At 34.0% G+C, this 16,377-nt stretch carries 16 protein-coding genes and 1 pseudogene; 11 read left to right on the top strand and 6 right to left on the bottom strand.

Annotation, left to right across the window (positions count from 1 at the left end; all coding sequences use genetic code 11):
- The first annotated feature begins 10 nt into the window (after nt 1–10).
- From ABWU32_RS05115 to ABWU32_RS05080, 8 genes are all read left to right on the top strand, one after another.
- Nucleotides 11–295: a transposase gene (locus tag ABWU32_RS05115; RefSeq protein WP_039964423.1), complete on the top strand. Its 285-nt coding sequence runs from the start codon at nt 11–13 to the stop codon at nt 293–295.
- A 1-nt stretch (nt 296) separates the two neighbouring features.
- Nucleotides 297–650: an IS3 family transposase gene (locus ABWU32_RS05110; RefSeq protein ID WP_095866555.1), complete on the top strand. Its 354-nt coding sequence runs from the start codon at nt 297–299 to the stop codon at nt 648–650.
- Nucleotides 651–888: 238 nt separating this feature from the next.
- Nucleotides 889–1,053: an IS3 family transposase gene (locus tag ABWU32_RS05105; RefSeq protein WP_081600772.1), complete on the top strand. Its 165-nt coding sequence runs from the start codon at nt 889–891 to the stop codon at nt 1,051–1,053.
- Between the two features lie 1,373 nt (nt 1,054–2,426).
- The gene (coxB, locus tag ABWU32_RS05100; RefSeq protein ID WP_015589127.1) at nt 2,427–3,191 is read left to right on the top strand and encodes a cytochrome c oxidase subunit II; all 765 of its coding nucleotides are present in this window, start codon (nt 2,427–2,429) and stop codon (nt 3,189–3,191) included.
- Nucleotides 3,192–3,206: 15 nt separating this feature from the next.
- Nucleotides 3,207–4,757 (top strand): cytochrome c oxidase subunit I, encoded by a 1,551-nt coding sequence (ctaD, locus tag ABWU32_RS05095; RefSeq protein ID WP_015589126.1) that lies wholly within the window; start codon nt 3,207–3,209, stop codon nt 4,755–4,757.
- 1 nt (nt 4,758) lies between these two features.
- Nucleotides 4,759–5,646 (top strand): heme o synthase, encoded by an 888-nt coding sequence (locus ABWU32_RS05090; RefSeq protein ID WP_015589125.1) that lies wholly within the window; start codon nt 4,759–4,761, stop codon nt 5,644–5,646.
- A gap of 176 nt (nt 5,647–5,822) precedes the next feature.
- Nucleotides 5,823–6,260 carry a ribonuclease HI gene (gene rnhA, locus ABWU32_RS05085; protein ID WP_015589124.1) on the top strand — a complete coding sequence of 146 codons (438 nt, stop codon included), beginning with the start codon at nt 5,823–5,825 and terminating at the stop codon, nt 6,258–6,260.
- Nucleotides 6,253–9,378, top strand: coding sequence for an AsmA-like C-terminal domain-containing protein (locus ABWU32_RS05080; RefSeq protein ID WP_015589123.1), 3,126 nt, complete (start codon nt 6,253–6,255; stop codon nt 9,376–9,378). Before rnhA ends, ABWU32_RS05080 begins: the two co-directional genes overlap by 8 nt.
- A 294-nt stretch (nt 9,379–9,672) precedes the next feature.
- Here the strand turns inward: ABWU32_RS05080 and ABWU32_RS05075 are convergent, their stop codons facing one another.
- From ABWU32_RS05075 to ABWU32_RS05055, 5 genes are all read right to left on the bottom strand, one after another.
- A complete protein-coding gene (locus tag ABWU32_RS05075; RefSeq protein WP_051062209.1) occupies nt 9,673–10,080 on the bottom strand; it encodes a transposase in 408 nt (135 codons plus the stop codon).
- 19 nt (nt 10,081–10,099) lie between these two features.
- Nucleotides 10,100–10,300 (bottom strand): hypothetical protein, encoded by a 201-nt coding sequence (locus tag ABWU32_RS05070; protein WP_010082383.1) that lies wholly within the window; start codon nt 10,298–10,300, stop codon nt 10,100–10,102.
- Nucleotides 10,284–10,613: a transposase gene (locus tag ABWU32_RS05065; RefSeq protein ID WP_007548762.1), complete on the bottom strand. Its 330-nt coding sequence runs from the start codon at nt 10,611–10,613 to the stop codon at nt 10,284–10,286. Before ABWU32_RS05065 ends, ABWU32_RS05070 begins: the two co-directional genes overlap by 17 nt.
- Nucleotides 10,614–10,804: 191 nt before the next feature.
- A complete protein-coding gene (locus ABWU32_RS05060; protein WP_353278436.1) occupies nt 10,805–11,176 on the bottom strand; it encodes a hypothetical protein in 372 nt (123 codons plus the stop codon).
- Between the two features lie 124 nt (nt 11,177–11,300).
- Complete coding sequence (locus ABWU32_RS05055; RefSeq protein WP_353278434.1) at nt 11,301–12,893, bottom strand: hypothetical protein; 1,593 nt, start codon at nt 12,891–12,893, stop codon at nt 11,301–11,303.
- A gap of 700 nt (nt 12,894–13,593) precedes the next feature.
- On the opposite strand from ABWU32_RS05055, the gene ABWU32_RS05050 reads away from it, so the two are divergent.
- The 3 genes and pseudogenes from ABWU32_RS05050 to lpdA all read left to right on the top strand — a co-directional run bounded on the left by ABWU32_RS05050 (nt 13,594) and on the right by lpdA (nt 15,964).
- The gene (locus tag ABWU32_RS05050; protein WP_153296805.1) at nt 13,594–13,761 is read left to right on the top strand and encodes a hypothetical protein; all 168 of its coding nucleotides are present in this window, start codon (nt 13,594–13,596) and stop codon (nt 13,759–13,761) included.
- 433 nt (nt 13,762–14,194) lie between these two features.
- Nucleotides 14,195–14,515, top strand: a pseudogene (locus tag ABWU32_RS05045) (transposase); the annotation flags it as partial.
- 75 nt (nt 14,516–14,590) lie between these two features.
- Nucleotides 14,591–15,964 carry a dihydrolipoyl dehydrogenase gene (gene lpdA, locus ABWU32_RS05040; RefSeq protein WP_015589121.1) on the top strand — a complete coding sequence of 458 codons (1,374 nt, stop codon included), beginning with the start codon at nt 14,591–14,593 and terminating at the stop codon, nt 15,962–15,964.
- A gap of 5 nt (nt 15,965–15,969) precedes the next feature.
- Here lpdA and ABWU32_RS05035 read toward each other — a convergent pair whose 3' ends face one another.
- Nucleotides 15,970–16,362, bottom strand: a complete 393-nt coding sequence (locus tag ABWU32_RS05035) for a hypothetical protein (protein ID WP_006279962.1) — start codon at nt 16,360–16,362, stop codon at nt 15,970–15,972.
- Nucleotides 16,363–16,377: the final 15 nt, after the last annotated feature.

Genomic DNA, 16,377 nt, shown 5'->3' with positions numbered 1-16,377 from the left:
AGGATTAGAAATGGCAAGAGAATATACGGCAGAATTCAAATTGGAAGCTGTTAAGCTGACAAATGAACAAAGAAAGGTAGGTCAACCAGTTGCAAAAGTAGCAAGAGATCTAGGAATAAGGGATAGTGTATTAGGAAAATGGATGAAGAAATATAACGAAAAAAAGTCAGCGGCAAATGCATTTCCAGATGTAGCACCTTATGACAAAGAGAGATTTGATTTACAGAAAGAGTTAGCAAAAGTAACAAGAGAAAGAGACATTTTAAAAAAAGCCCTGGCCAGTCAAAAAGAGTAAAATATTTTTTTATATAGTAACTGCTATAAAGTACAGGAATTATGTAGGATTTTCTGCTAGTGGCTACTATAAGTGGACCACAAGAAAAATAAGCAGTAGAGAATCAGCAAATAAAGAGTTATTAGCAGATATTCAAAAAATATATCAAGCTTCTAAATGTAGATATGGAGCTCCTAAAATTCATGCTGAATTAAAGGCTTTGGGTAAAAGTTGCAACTTAAAAACAGTGCAAAGTATTATGCAGAAAAATGGTATTCAGGCTATATTGAGAAGAAAATTTAAAATTAAGAAACAACAAACGGACAGTAGCTCCCAATATATTAGACCAAAACTTTATTGTCGATCAACCAAATAAAGTATGGGATTACTTATATAAAAACCAAAGAAGGATGGCTATATTTGGCAACAATAATCGATCTATATTCACGCATGGTAGTTAATGAGCAGTTCAATAAATAAACAATTGGTTATGGACTCTTTATTAATGGACGTTAACAAGCGTAAACCTGCCAAAAATCTACTATTACATAGTGATCAAGGTTCACAATATACTTTGCAAGGTTATCAATATCTCTTATCCATAAAAAACATAGATGAGTCATAAAGGTTGTTGTTACGACAATTCTGTTGTGGAAAGCTTCTTCAGTTCTCTAAAAAGGGAGTTACCAATAGACACCTCTCGGCACTCTAAACAGCATATCAAAACTGCTATATTTGAATATATAGAAATTTTTTATAACAAACAACGTCACTATTAACTATTGCATTCCAGAACAATTTGATGCATCATTCTTTTTGTAAAAAACATTCCAAACTTTCTCTCCACTTTTTCTGGGTAAGGTCATCATAGCATTAGTTAGATGCATTAGAATTGATCATGATGATGTACATATAATGTTTAGGTTTCAAGAACTTGCTCTGGAAATGCAAAAAAAAATGTTCAACATTATGTCGCGAGTCAAACTTAGGGTATTTGGCGTCTCATGTTTAATTTTTCGCACTACGTGCATCGCATGTCTTTAAAAATTTCTGGGTTTTTACCTATATAAGCCGAAACGCGCTTATAAAGCGTTACAAGACATCAAAAAATGCCAATACTCGACAGAGATAGTAAAAGACTAGCTAACTCGGGGATTCTTTGTCTTTTTTTCTGCTTAGTAAATTTCTTAAACATTTGCAGCGTAGGTTAGTTGCAATTAAAAGCAGCTGAATTTCGCTTGTCAAGCGTTTAAAACATAAAAAACGCCAATATTTTAAAGCGGATAATAACCCCAGGGCTTCTTTTGCCTTTTTTTTATTTGGTAAATTTCTTAATGTTTATGGCTAAACGACAATCGTCATCCCGCTACTTGTTAGCGGGATCTAGAGATACCGCGAATGAATCGCGGTATGACGGTTTGTGGCGGCATGACGATAAGGTTTATACCTTGTCATCCCAGTGCTTGACACTGGGATGACAGCTAGCCTGACAATCGTCATCCCGCTACGTGTTAGCGGGATCTATGCTTTGAGATACTGCGAATGAATCGCGGTATGATGGTTAAGTAAGGGATCTATGCTAAGAGATGCCAAAGACCTTCATGAAACTTTGCCCATTTGGCTTCTCTAAAGATTTCGTTTACAGAATCTAGTAACTCAGCTATGCAGAATAAAAAAAGTTTGTATGGTATATAAATAGTGTGTTTTTTTTATAATTATTTTCTATAATACATAAACCTTTGGTCCAAGCTGTAAATGCCACCATAGGCATTAAAAGTTAATTAACAAACTGCAATGTATAATTAAATAAAGAAACTTGTAAGACTTTGATCTTACAGATTATAAACTTGTCATAAAGTTTAATAGTGTCTGTTACTGCTTTTAGGTGTGAGGCTAGAGGGTTATTAGCAGTAACAGACACTATTAAACTTATTATAAAACTTACTTAAAGTAAATACTTAATTTAAAATATTATAATATTTTTACTTACAATAGATTTATGTAAATGCTTTTTTCCTCAATTAGTATTGTACTATTATACTTGTTGAATGCTAAAAAATTATTAACCATCACTAATCTCTATTTGCATAGTAAGTTTATATATACTATTATACAGTATATCACTTAGTTTTATAGCAAACAAACAAAAGATATGGTGAAGTTATTTGCACTATTGATAATATTTTACTCAAATATATCTGTTGCCTCTGCTCCTACTTCCTGGCAATTTGGATTTCCTGCTCCTGCAACTGAAGTAATGGAGGCTGTAGTTAGGTCACATTCGTTTGTGATGCTTGTGATGGTTACAATAATGCTTTTTGTGTGGGCGCTGCTTGCTTATATAGCGTTTCGCTTTCGTAAAAGCAAAGTAACAAACATAAGTAAAACTACCCATAGTGTTCCTTTAGAAATTATTTGGTTTGTTATACCAACTATCATTGTTGGTATATTAGCCTTTGAAAACGCTAAATTACTGAAGCTACAGGAAGAAATACCGAAAGCTGATATAACACTGAAAGTTATTGGCCATCAATGGTATTGGAGTTACCAATATCCAGAATATCAAGGTGTGTCATTTGATAGTTATATTAAGGGAAAAGAAGACTTTATCGAAGGAGATTTAAAGCTGTTCTCTGTTGATAACAACATCGTTTTACCCGTTAATGCTAACGTTCGTTTACAAGTTACAGCAGGAGATGTTATACATAGCTGGGGAGTACCAGCTTTTGGTGTAAAAATTGATGCGATACCAGGTAGGCTGAATGAGGCGTGGTTTAATATCAAAAAGCCTGGTGTTTATTATGGGCAGTGCTACGAATTGTGTGGTCAAGGCCATGGATTTATGCCAATTGTTGTTGAAGCAGTAAGCAAAGAAGATTTTAATAAGTGGATTGAAAATAGAAAATTAGTGAGTTAAATTTGGAGTATAGATATGAGTGACGTACCAAAGGGCATAAAGCGTTGGTTGTTTTCCACCAATCATAAAGATATAGGGACACTGTACATTATTTTTTCCATATTAGCTGGAATTATTGGTGGATTATTATCGGTGATTATTCGCACTCAGCTAATGCACATTAATATACTTAACAATAACTATCAATTATATAACGTAATGGTTACAGGGCATGCGTTGATAATGGTGTTTTTTATGATAATGCCAGCCCTCATGGGAGGATTTGGTAACTGGTTTGTACCTCTCATGATTGGCGCACCAGATATGGCGTTTCCTCGTATGAATAATTTGAGTTTCTGGTTATTAGTGTCATCTTTTATTTTGCTCATTCTCTCAGTGTTTATTGGTGAAGGTCCAGGTACAGGTTGGACTTTATATCCACCTTTATCACAGGTAATGTCCCATCCAAGTGCAGGAGTTGACATTGCTATACTTGCACTCCACGTTGCTGGTATGTCGTCAATTGTTGGGGCGATCAACTTTATAGTTACTATATTTAACATGCGCGCAAAAGGCATGTCATTAACTAAGATGCCACTGTTTGTTTGGTCTGTCTTGTTAACAGCATTTATGTTGATTGTTGCCTTACCAGTGCTTGCCGGTGCTATAACTATGCTTCTTACTGATCGCAATATTGGTACTTCCTTTTTTGATCCTGCCGGTGGCGGCGATCCTGTGTTATTTCAACATCTATTTTGGTTTTTTGGTCATCCAGAAGTTTACGTAATTATTTTTCCTGCATTTGGCATCATAAGTCAGGTTGTATCAACTTTTTCTCACAGACCTGTATTTGGTTACATAGGGATGGTTTATGCAATGATAGGTATAGCAGTATTTGGCTTTATGGTTTGGGCTCACCATATGTTCACTGTTGGGCTTAGTGCTGACGCTGCTGCATTTTTTAGCACTACCACAATTTTTATCGGTGTTATAACTGGTGTAAAAGTCTTTAGCTGGATTGCAACTATGTGGGGTGGAGCAATTGAGTTTAAGACCCCTATGCTATTTGCACTAGGTTTTATTTTCATGTTTGTTGGCGGTGGCATAACGGGAATAATTCTTTCTCATGGTGGAATAGATAAGCTCTTGCACGACACCTATTATGTTGTTGCTCACTTCCATTATGTCATGTCACTTGCTGCATTATTTGGAGCTTTTGCTGGCTTTTATTATTGGATTGGTAAAATGTCGGGTAAACAATATAATGAGCGCTTAGGTCAAATCCACTTTTGGCTTACTTTTATTAGCACCAATATCACTTTTTTACCTCAACATTTCTTGGGATTAGCTGGTATGCCAAGACGTATACCTGATTATCCTGATGCGTTTATCCCTTGGAATTATATATCCTCAATTGGCTCATATATGTCCTTTGTTTCAGTTATGTTTTTTGTGTTTATAGTTATACATCTCTTCAAATGGGGCAAGAAAGCTGGAGATAATCCTTGGAAAGGTGACACCTTGGAATGGACGGTATCTTCACCACCGCCTTTTCATACTTTCGAAAAGCCACCAGTGGTAAAATAGAATGTACACAAGTGTTTTGCTAAATGTTGAATCAACAATACTGGATTTTTGGCGTTTGCTGAAGCCAAGGATAATGTATCTTGTGGTATTTACTGCAGTTGCCGGTATGGTTGCTGCACCAGGTGGTATGCATCCTTTTCTAGCATTAATATCTCTTATATGTGTTGCTCTTGGCTCAGGATCTGCAGGTGCTATAAATATGTGGTATGACAGAGATATAGATCTGCTCATGGAAAGGACAAAAAACCGCCCTATACCCTCAGGTAGAGTTTCTGCAGAAAGCGCGCTTGAATTTGGTATCACTCTTGGAATATTATCAGTATTTATCATGGCAATAGCAGTAAACTATATTTCTGCTGCTTTACTTGCAATCAGCATATTGTTTTACGTTTTTGTATATACGATCTGGCTCAAAAGACGCACTCCGCAGAATATCGTTATCGGTGGTGCAGCAGGTGCTTTCCCTCCAATGATTGGCTGGGCAGCTGTGACTAATTCTGTAAGTTGGGAAAGTTTCATTTTATTTTTAGTAATTTTTATGTGGACTCCACCACACTTTTGGGCCCTATCTTTAAATAAGTCTGAAGACTATGTAAAGGCATCGATTCCAATGTTCAATATTGTTTATGGTCCGAAGAAAACAAGAAAATATATATTAATTTATAGTGTTTTGCTGGTGCTAACTAGCTTGCTTCCAGCTCTATTCTTGAAAAAGGCTTTACTTTATCTAAGCATGGCAACCTTTGAAGGGTGCGTTTTTATTTGGTACGCTATATCAATTCTCAGATTCAAGAACCACAGCTCACAGAAAAAAATGTTTTCTTATTCAATTTCTTATCTATTTTCCCTATTCGCCAGTATTATTTTTTGTTCTATTGATTTATTTTAATTATGAAAGAACGGCAGAAGCATAAAAACTATTTTTTACTTTTCCTTTTGGTAATGCTCGTTGTCACACTTTTTTTTGTTTCTATAATAAAATTTAAAGGTGCAGCTTAAACTACCTTTAGAAATTGTGCTTTCATAGAAGCAACTATATACTTTATTAATTCATTACAGTTAAAGATGAGCAAAAAGGAAGTGACAATATATACGGATGGGGCGTGTTCTGGTAATCCTGGAGCGGGAGGATGGGCAGCTATCATATTATTTCAAGATTATAGAAAAGACATTTATGGTAGAGAAGAAAATACCACAAACAATAAAATGGAGTTAACAGCGGTGATCAATGGGCTGAAAGTATTGAAATTTTCTTGTAATATTAATTTATATACGGATAGTCTCTATGTTAAACATGGCATAACAGAGTGGATAAATAAGTGGAAAATGAATGGTTGGAAAACAAGTAATAAAAAATCAGTAAAAAATATGGAATTGTGGAAAGAGTTAGACAACGTTGCTTTACAACACGAAATTGATTGGAAGTGGGTTAAAGCACACAGTGGCGATAAGTATAATGAGGAGGCTGATAGTTTAGCAAGAAAAGCAATAATCAATGCTTAAAAAAATTACTGTATTATTTTCCGTAGCTTTATTGTTCATATTGTGCTTCTTTATTTTTTTAAAGCCTTTAGAAATCAATATTAATTATGTTAATTTTTATGTTAAACATAAAATATCAAAAATATTTGTTGGCTCAAGCGTTAATGTGGAGAATACCTCAGTTGTTTGGCAGAAAGGTAGCAAAGATCCGTATTTAGTCATTACAGATTTGGCAATAGCAAACCCTAATTTTACTATAAAAGTTCCTGAGCTTTTTGTACATTTTAAGTTAAGTTCCTTATTTAAAGGTAACATAAAATTTTCTCAAGTTTTAGCTGATAATGTGCGTGTATATATCAAGAGAGAAGAAATTAATGTTAATCCGCAAAACTCATTAGACCTTTTGGATAATCATTATTTAAGTAATAACCGCCTTCCTTCGGTGTCATTCCAGCGCGTGACGCTGGAATCTAGAAAAAAAGAAACAAGTAGTCAAGCTACTTGGATGACAGGAAAAAAAGATATTGGGATGACAGGAAAAAAAGATACTGGGATGACAGGGAAGAATTTCAAGATGACAGAAAGCAGTGCAAAAAATCTATTAAAAACAATAAGGGAATTTTTTTTTGACTTAAATGCGGATTCAAAAATTGAATTTACTAACATCGCTATTAATAAAGGCACGGAAGATGAATTTTTTATTGATAAATTGTATATAGGGAAGGGGGAAGATTTTAATGTTTTAGATATTCATGTGAATACAAAAGATGAAAAGGGATTTTTGGATGATTTATCAATTACGATAAAAAATCGCAACAATTTGCTAAATGTGTACGGGACATTTTATGATCTAAAATTGGGACTATTAAGCGAGTTTTCTACATTAGTTAAAAGCTACAATTTGGACAAAAATATAGGATTCAAAGGAAGCTTCTCAGTGAAAATTAATAAAAAGGATGAAATTGTAGATGGAAATATATACGTATTGAATACAGAAAATTATTTGAACAAAAATTTGGCCTTAACTAATGTAAATATAAATTTAACATATAGTAATGGAATTATTAGTGTAAAAAACTTCCATTTTAAGTTAAATGACACGTATCTCTCTTTAATAGGCAAAATGAACTTTGGTACAAGTCATGCTTTGCTTAGAATTAATATTAGTAAGTTTGCTGCAAAGGATTTATGTACTTATATACCAGATAGTGTAGTAAATAGTAAATTTAAAAGCTGGTATTGTGATAATATTGATGGGGATGTTTTAAATACCATTGTAAGTTTCAATGGCAAAATTAACAATTTGGTTGATGACGATCTGTCAGACATTGTAATTGTTGCTGATATAGAAAACGGTAGCGTAAAATTTGATGAAGATTTTGAGCAAGTAAAGGAATTAAAGGGTGATTTGATCATCAAGAATAACGATCTTGAAATTACTGTAAATAGCGCTAAGTTTCAGAATTTCACTGTTAATGGTGGTGATATTGAAATGAAATCTCTAAATAAGGAAGATTCAGTTCTAACCATTAATGGCAAAGCTGTAAGTGATGCGTATGGTTTATATGAGCCTATAAGATTTAAGCTGGATGATGTGGTGAAGGTTGAAAGGGATAAAGTAAGTGGAATGGCAAAATCCGTATTTAATTTTCGCATTTTTAATCTAAATGCTGATGACAAAAAAGTAGACTTCTCAGCAAATTTTCATTCTGAAATTGACAATTTGGCCGTCTATAATGCAAGTCTTGGTAAATATGATATTAAGCTTAGTTTTGGCAGTGACTTTATAGATTTAAATGGTAGTGGTATGGTGAATAACACACAGCTATTATTTGACCTGAAAAGTAGCAATAGGAATGAAAGTTTCGCCTGGAATTTGACCGGAGATTTACCCGCTCAAATATTTAATTTTGATAGTGGCTATGTCAGTGCAAATTTAGAGTCAGTGATAAATCAAGATAAGACGGGGTATGTTAATGGTGATATAGATTTATCAGAATTTGAATCACATTCAAGCTACTTAGGGTGGAAAAATCGCTTTGAAGATCACAATAAAATTTTGTTTTCTACAAGGTTAAAAGGAGCAGGTGAATTGTTAGTAGATAAATTAGACATTGTAGGAAATGACCTAGATATAAAATTCAGCGGAAGAGTAGAAAATGGAAATTTATATTTAAATTCTAGTAGCTTTAAATTGCCTGATAATGATTTTAGTATAGAAATTGAATCAGGTAAGGAGAAAAATGCCATAACTATTTATGGTGAGGAAATTAACTTAAGTGATATTTTAGGCTTGCTTGGCAAAAACAGTAATGGATTAAATAAAGATATAGAGATTAGTATGAATGTTGACAATGTAATTATGAAAGAAGGCATCGTTATCAAAAATGCTAAGCTGAATGTAACCTGTACTAAAGGTAATTGCAATGGAAGTCAATTTACAGGGCAGTTTCTGGAAGATAGCAGCAACATACTAGCAGAATACAGTGGAATAGGGCTCGAAATATATGCGGATAATTCAGGTATGCTTTTGCGTTCCTTAGGCATTAGTAAATCAATTAAAAACGGCAAATTGTCTTTTTATCTCTCTCCTCAGAGAGAAAGTGGAGAACATTATGGTACGTTATCCATTAGCAATTTCTACATCAAAGATGCTCCACTACTTACTACTTTATTGTCGATGTCTTCATTGCCTGGCATTGTAAATGCCATAAAAAATGAAGGTGTATACTTTTACAAATGTAATGCACCTTTTTCATACAAAGATGGCACTATTGAAATTGAAGAATCTTGGCTTGAAGGGGCGGAGTTAGGTATTAGCACTGGTGGTAAGCTCGATATTAGAAATTATAAATTCCAGGTTGCAGGACAAGTAATACCAGCATATTCAATTAATAAATCTTTGTTAAAAATTCCTATAATTGGAAAACTTCTTACTGGTGGGAAAAGTAGGGGAATCGTTTCAATAGACTATAAAGCAAGTGGTGATGACAAAAACAATAACGTATCTGTTGATCTTATCTCTTCGCTAACTCCAAACCTATTAAAGAGGTTATTGGGAGTGTTTGATCGCATTATGACAAAAACTAACGAAAGTGGCTTAAAAGGTGGTGTGAAAAAGAAATTTGGTTCGATATGACCAAAAGGGAAGTTATTTAACAAAATTATGGACAAAAATGCAAGAATTTCAGAATGATCTACCTGGTTTTTTATTTAGTTGTTTAAGTAATACCACTCCCTTTAACCTCTCTATATTTGCTGAACAACTAAAAAGGGTAGGGGGGTGGTTGTAAATTGTATCTGTTCAGCAGAGTGGCAAAATAAGGTAGACGAGAAAAGACAACTATAGGAACAAATGGGTGTCATGCCAGTGCGTGACACTGGTTTGGCTTTGTTGCATCGCTCTTCGGATAGTAGGTAACGCACAATAAATTTATGAAGCTATCTCAAATTTAGCCATGCCTATTTCAGTAAATTTGTTAAGCAAATAACATTTGAGTAGCAGTTCCCTCTCACGATTCATTTCAGATTTGTTCCTAAAACTAAATCCAAATGTCTTTTTTAATCGCGAGAAAAAACCTTCTATATAAGATCTTTTTCCATAACTCATCTCTTTTTTCCACTTCTTTATACCATCTTCATCATATGACTTTATGAGCTTGACTGCAGAATTTCTCTCAGCCATATAGTCTAACTTTGGATGCTCTGCTGCGTTGTTTTTCGGAGGAATTTTCGTTTTTATACCATATTGATTACACAGCTTATAGAGCTTTTCTCTGTCATATGCCCTATCTGCATATAGTACTTTTATGACATACTGAAAATCGACTTCTTTTAGCAAATCACAAGCTCCATAGTGATCAGCCGTTACTGTATTTTACAGCTATGGCTTTTTTGCTGTTTGTATTCAACATTACATGCAATTTTCTTGTCTGTTCATAGCTGCGATACTTTCTATCTTCGCTATTTTCTTTGCTATGACCAGGAGTGTTGTTGTATATACTAATTCCTGTACTGTCTATAGCAATTTCGATATCTTCCATATTATTTTCTGCAATCATTGATCTTAATATTGAGTTTCTTAAACCTTCTTGATGATTGTGAATAGCTGATAACTTGCAAATTTTTCCCAATTTGCTCAAGGTATCCTGCTATAAACCCAACTGTTTGCCTCAGGCCTATTCTAAATAAACAAGTTATTATGTGCACCAAAATTACAACTTTATCGCTATAAATATTGTTGCCACCTGGTATTTTTGGACCATTCTCGTACCACTTTTCTATGGCTTCGTTGATATAATGAAAAATATTTCCTCTTTTTTCTAGAAATTTGTTATATTCGCTATGGTTACTGACCCTCATTTTTTGTGGCATATTTTTTCTTTCAAGGTTAAATGGCTATTTTATAATGAATTTTGTCAGTAGCCACCAGATTTTTTCAGTTGCTATGCAACAAAGCCATCCCAGTGTCAAGCACTGGAATGACATCACAGGGGCACTGGAATTTTTGTTTCAATATTTGTACATTAGCCATGCATCTGAACAGATACTGTAAATTAGCTATATTACATTAGCCCATCAGATGAGTTGTAATGGTTATAATTGTCTGATAAGTGATCTCTAACATCGTGACCTAACTCATTGGCATCAGGCTTAACTTCGTGATCTAACTCATTAGCATCGAGCTTAAACAAAGAAGGATTATCATCAGATTGTTGATTAGACTCTTTCTCTTTCGACCCAAATAACCATGAAAAGAGTGATGAGATAGAATCAATAATGGATTTAATTGCTGAAAAAATATTGGATAAGAAATTACTGGGTTGCTGAGTATCCTCTTCGGCTGATTCTGGTTCAGGCTCTTTTCCTGCTGTGTCATCCACATCTTGTTCAGGCTTACTTCTGCTTATGAGTGTCTTATCTAACCATTTGGACATATTCTTGTCTGGATTATGAAAATACATTTTCTCTATGTCCTTGTTTTCATCAACAAAAATTACTACAGTTGCATTCTGACTTAATGACCCTTCATTTAATCTATAACGTTCACTAACGAGCGATTCATGAGAGTTCTTTATATCTTTGAATCAATCGAAGTTTTTCTTCTTCTACTAAAAGGTAACCTCTGTGTTGTATAGCATAATTGGTCCCTTTGTACTTAAATTGCAACATTCCTGTAACCTCTGTGTAGTCATCACCTTTTTGTTCTTCTTCTGGCTCTGGATTCGTGCGGTTTTCATTTACCTCTTCTTCAGACTTACTTCTGCTTATAAGTGTCTTATCTAGCTGTTTGAATATATTTTTGTCGGAGTTTCGAAAATACATTCGACTTATCTCCTTATTTTCATCAACGTGAATCGATAAAACTGTATTCTCATTCCCCAATCCATCACATTCACTAACGAGCGATTCATGAGAGTTCTTAATGTCTTTGATAAATTGAAATTTTTCTTCTTCTGAAAAGTACTTGCATCTTACGTTATAAGTGGTGCCTTTGTATTTAAAACTAAATATCCATCCATGGTCTTTATATTCATCTACTAGTTCATGAATATTCTTGACATTTTGTATAGCTTTAAATTTTTCATCTTCTGAAAAGTCCTTGTATCTTACGTTATAAGTGGTGCCTTTGTATTTAAAACTAAATATCCATCCATGGTCTTCATATTCATCTAGTCCAGAATTCTTGACACGTTGTATAATTTGAAATTTTTCATCTTCTGAAAGGTCCTTGAGGTATATACTACCAGTTGTATCTTTATATTTAAATTTAAACATCCATCCATGGTCTTCATATTCATCTAGTCCAGAACTCTTGACACGTTGTATAATTTGAAATTTCTCTTCTTCTGAAAGGTTTAGGCGGTATACACTACCAGTTGTACCTATGTATTTAAAAATAAAACTCCATCCATCGTATTTATATTCATCTACACCCATCTGCTTGCAAATAGCTTTATAATTTTTTTCTTCTACTTCTCGTCCAACAACATTTGCTATGAGTTCAGTATCCAGAATACTCAAAGTTTGGACTGTTGCCGATGGTGAAAAACACAATTGAAATATGTGGCCTAGCTCATGACCCAGAACAAAATCCATGGCACTTTGCTTATATGTCAGAGTATTCTGACAATCTGTTACTCCTCGTGTAATATATCCTGGACTACCATCTTCATCTATGCCGAGAAGATTGTTATACTTTGTATAATCGCTTCTATTATTGAAAATGTAAACCGTTATATTTTTACTTATGCTACTATCTTTGAAGCAAAACTTTTCTTTAAATGCCTCATAGGCAGTTTTAATGTCTGTTTCTATTTGGTTTTGTTCCTGCTCAGATAAGTTGTCGTATTTTATAGTACAATTTATATACCCGTATTTAACGGTAAAGCTGTTAGACAAAACATCATGTATATTTGTGGAAAAATAATTGAACTGCTTTGACTCGGCTTCTTTATACAATTGATGCCCATATTTATCACTAGAATACTTTGGTAGTTTAGGTACTTTGGCAATTAAGTTTTTGTTACTATCAAAAAAAGAAATATCAGAATTACCAATCCTAAAATCCTTTATAGATTGCCCGCAAGTGCCATCATTTGCACAATCATGATTATCTTTCTTATTAAACCATGCGTTGGTGTATTTTTCCATTTTGATACCTCACTACCAAACCTTACTATATTATTATCTTGGTAAAAATCATAATAATTCGTTAACTTGTATTTTAAATCTGTATCAAATGTGCTTTTCTCGTAAGGTATCAATTGTGAAGTAATTAACTTTATTTGTTTAAAATTTTGCTAAAATAGCTCTTTTTATACTATGTTTTATATAGCTAAACTGACTTAGATTTACTGACAATTTGAAAAACAAAAATTCGTCATTCCGCTACTATAGTATTTTCTAAAACGAATGATAAACGTCTAAAATGGTATTACCAACTAAAAGGTGTAAGTTTGTACATTGATGCATTAGAGGTCTGAGGCGACTTTTGATGGTGTGCCAACAATGCTCTATCGGATTTAGATCTTACTATTACCCACAAATATAAATGTTTGTTGCATAGCTCTTAATGGCATAACTTTTGCTTGAAATAACTGTTTATATGGTGCAATTTACAGCTTTTAGTTGCTAAAATTATAACTCTTAGTTTAATAATTTTAGTCTAATAAGCTTTCAGGTTAATAAAATTAAATTATTTGAGTAAATACAATATTATGTTTTTATTTGTGGGTAATAGTAAGGCTTAAAGCAAAATGTAGTACGAACGGTAGGTGGATCTAAAAGATCGAATTACAATCCTGTATACAGCATTTTGCATTATTGTTTGATTATATTTATAGGTACAAAAATGGCTAGAATAATTTTCATGGGAGTAGATGTTTCCAAGGAAGCATTGGACATCTCAATTAATGGCAAGCATAAGCGCATAGCAAACGTGAGTGATGCTATATCTAAGTTTATAGAAACAAATATAGTCGATTTACCCATCAAGTTATATGTAAACTGGTGGCTATGAAAAGCTCATTATAAAATTGTTGCAAGATAACTGTCCATAAAGCTCACCCGAATCGGGTATATGCATTTGCCAAAGCTTGCAATCATTTTGCAAAAACTGACAAGTTAGATGCTAAATTACTGGAAAAATACGCTGAATTTGTCAGTAAAGACGGTGAAGTAAAAGGATGTATAATTTCACAAAAGCAAGAGGAATTAAAGGAGCTGGGGGCAGTTGAGCGTAATTTAAATGATGCAATTCATGCAAACAAGTGTCGCCTGCAAAGTGCGACGGGAAAAGCTAGAGAATACATAGAAAGACAGATAGGGTTTGCTGAAAAACAATTGAAAGAAATTAGGCAAGACATAGAAGACACAATAGATTCTGACCCTGAATTGAAAGGAAAAAATGAGCTTTTAATCAGCTATAAAGGTATTGGTCAAAGACGGCGAGCGTTCTACTGACAGAGGTGCCTGAGCTTGGTAGATTAGAGAATAGAGAAATTGCATGCTTAGTTGGAGTTGCACCTAAAACTAGTGAAAGTGGAAGAAAAGTTGGCAAAGCTCAAATCAAAGGAGGCAGGTTTTATGCAAGGAAAGCACTATACATGTCAGCTCTTGTTGCTATGCGCCACAACAGAAAAATGAAAGCGTTTTATCAGCGTTTGGTTGATTCTGGCAAAGCTGCTAAGGTTGCATTAGTTGCTGTCATGAGAAAAATTATCGTTTGTTTAAATGCCATGATAAAAAATAACAACTTTTATCTTGACTCTTAAGACGGTAGATGACAGACCATTGATTGTATGGGTTCCATCTGTTATATATAATCTTTTTGAATACGAAGAAAACTGATGAATGAGTATGATATTACGGTTATAGGTAGCGGTCCTGGTGGTTATATAGCGGCAATTAGGGCGGCACAGCTTGGGTTTAAAACTGCAATTGTGGAAAAAGAAAAAAATTTAGGCGGTATATGCTTAAATTGGGGATGTATACCAACAAAATCACTGCTTAGAGCATCTGAGGTTTATAGGCTAATAAAAAGATCAAAAGAGTTTGGTATAGAAGTAAAGGGAGCGAATTTTGATATACAATCAATAGTGAAATACTCAAGAAACGTTGTTGATAAATTGTCAAGCGGTGTTGCATATTTGATGAAAAAAAATAATATCAAAGTTCATCAAGGTTTTGGTAAACTTGCAGGCAATGGTACTATAAAAGTCGTTAGCGATAAGGAAGAACAAGAAATTGTTTCCAAGCATATCATTTTAGCAACAGGCGTGAGGGCACGGAATCTGCCTGGAATAGAGGCAGATGGAGATTTAATATGGAATGCGCAGCACGCTATGACTCCAGAGAGATTACCAAAATCGCTACTAATTATAGGGTCTGGTGCAATTGGAATAGAATTTGCAAGTTTTTATAGTACTTTGGGGGTTGATGTAACAATCATAGAGATAAAGAGCACTATTTTGCCGCTGGAGGATAAGGACATTTCAGATTTAGCACAAGAAATATTCACAAAACAGGGGATAAAAATATATACAAACAGTAGCGTAAAAGCTCTTACTAAAAGTAAAGACTCTGCTCAAGTGCTACTAAGTAGTGGTGAAAGCAAAGAATTTGATAAGGTGATTGTTGCGGTTGGAATTCAAGCAAATATTGAAAATATAGGTTTAGAAAATACAAAAATTAAATTAAGCCCTTCTGGCTTTATTGAAACGAATGAATGGTATGAAACTAGTGAATCAAATGTGTATGCAATAGGTGATGTAGCTGGCCCACCATGTTTAGCACATAAAGCGAGCCATGAAGCCGTGATCTGCATTGAAAAGATTGCTGGTAAAAATGCTCATGCGTTAAAAAAAGAATGCATACCAAATTGCACTTATTCTCATCCACAAATAGCGAGCATCGGCCTTACTGAGGAACAGGCAATAAAAGGTGGGTATGATATAAAAATAGGAAAATTTCACTCTAATTTTAATGGTAAGTCTGTTGCACTCAGTGAAACTGAAGGGTTAGTGAAAACGATTATAGATAAAAAAACCGGAGAAATTCTGGGTAGCCACATGATAGGTGCAGAAGTAACGGAGTTAATTAGCAATTTTGCTCTTGCAAAGCAACTAGAAGGAACAGACTTCGACATAAAATCTACGATTTTTCCTCATCCAACCATTTCAGAGATGATACATGAATCAGTGCTTGCTGCAGATGTTAAATAGTTGAACTAACGTTCCATCGTTTTAGAGTTGTCAATGTCTTGAGTAGTAGTTTGATTAGGCACTTTAGTTTCAATAGATTGATTACCACCAGCATCAGAATTCTGTAACTCTTCTTTCAATCCCTTAGCTGCTTCTTTAACTTCAAGCTTTGCCTTTGGATGAAGATCTTCTGGGCCTTTTCCTTTAGTATCCAAACCTTGTTGTAGATTAGTGCTTTTCATTTTATTATGCTGCTCGTGCTCAGGTAGGTCAACGACCGAATTGAAAAGAATTTTTATTATATTTTTTAGCAGTTCTAAAAAACCTCCGCTTCTGCCTTCTCTTTGTTCTTGAGGTTTATTTTTCTCATTAGGTTCTTTTTTACTATTACTTTTAGGCATTTTTAACTCAACTATCATAACGCTTAATAAAAT

It is taken from the genome of Wolbachia endosymbiont (group A) of Udea olivalis, from assembly GCF_964028365.1.
GTDB lineage: Bacteria > Pseudomonadota > Alphaproteobacteria > Rickettsiales > Anaplasmataceae > Wolbachia > Wolbachia pipientis.
This window is presented reverse-complemented; position numbering and strand designations above follow the sequence as displayed.

Excerpts from the sequence above, each read along its gene's own strand:
- ABWU32_RS05115 (WP_039964423.1), top strand. The coding sequence starts at position 11 with ATGGCAAGAGAATATACGGCAGAATTCAAATTGGAAGCTGTTAAGCTG.
- ABWU32_RS05105 (WP_081600772.1), top strand. The coding sequence starts at position 889 with ATGAGTCATAAAGGTTGTTGTTACGACAATTCTGTTGTGGAAAGCTTC.
- coxB (WP_015589127.1), top strand. The coding sequence starts at position 2,427 with ATGGTGAAGTTATTTGCACTATTGATAATATTTTACTCAAATATATCT.
- ctaD (WP_015589126.1), top strand. The coding sequence starts at position 3,207 with ATGAGTGACGTACCAAAGGGCATAAAGCGTTGGTTGTTTTCCACCAAT.
- ABWU32_RS05090 (WP_015589125.1), top strand. The coding sequence starts at position 4,759 with ATGTACACAAGTGTTTTGCTAAATGTTGAATCAACAATACTGGATTTT.
- rnhA (WP_015589124.1), top strand. The coding sequence starts at position 5,823 with ATGAGCAAAAAGGAAGTGACAATATATACGGATGGGGCGTGTTCTGGT.
- ABWU32_RS05080 (WP_015589123.1), top strand. The coding sequence starts at position 6,253 with ATGCTTAAAAAAATTACTGTATTATTTTCCGTAGCTTTATTGTTCATA.
- ABWU32_RS05070 (WP_010082383.1), bottom strand. The coding sequence starts at position 10,300 with ATGATTGCAGAAAATAATATGGAAGATATCGAAATTGCTATAGACAGT.
- ABWU32_RS05065 (WP_007548762.1), bottom strand. The coding sequence starts at position 10,613 with ATGCCACAAAAAATGAGGGTCAGTAACCATAGCGAATATAACAAATTT.
- ABWU32_RS05060 (WP_353278436.1), bottom strand. The coding sequence starts at position 11,176 with ATGTCCAAATGGTTAGATAAGACACTCATAAGCAGAAGTAAGCCTGAA.
- ABWU32_RS05055 (WP_353278434.1), bottom strand. The coding sequence starts at position 12,893 with ATGGAAAAATACACCAACGCATGGTTTAATAAGAAAGATAATCATGAT.
- ABWU32_RS05050 (WP_153296805.1), top strand. The coding sequence starts at position 13,594 with ATGGCTAGAATAATTTTCATGGGAGTAGATGTTTCCAAGGAAGCATTG.
- lpdA (WP_015589121.1), top strand. The coding sequence starts at position 14,591 with ATGAATGAGTATGATATTACGGTTATAGGTAGCGGTCCTGGTGGTTAT.
- ABWU32_RS05035 (WP_006279962.1), bottom strand. The coding sequence starts at position 16,362 with ATGATAGTTGAGTTAAAAATGCCTAAAAGTAATAGTAAAAAAGAACCT.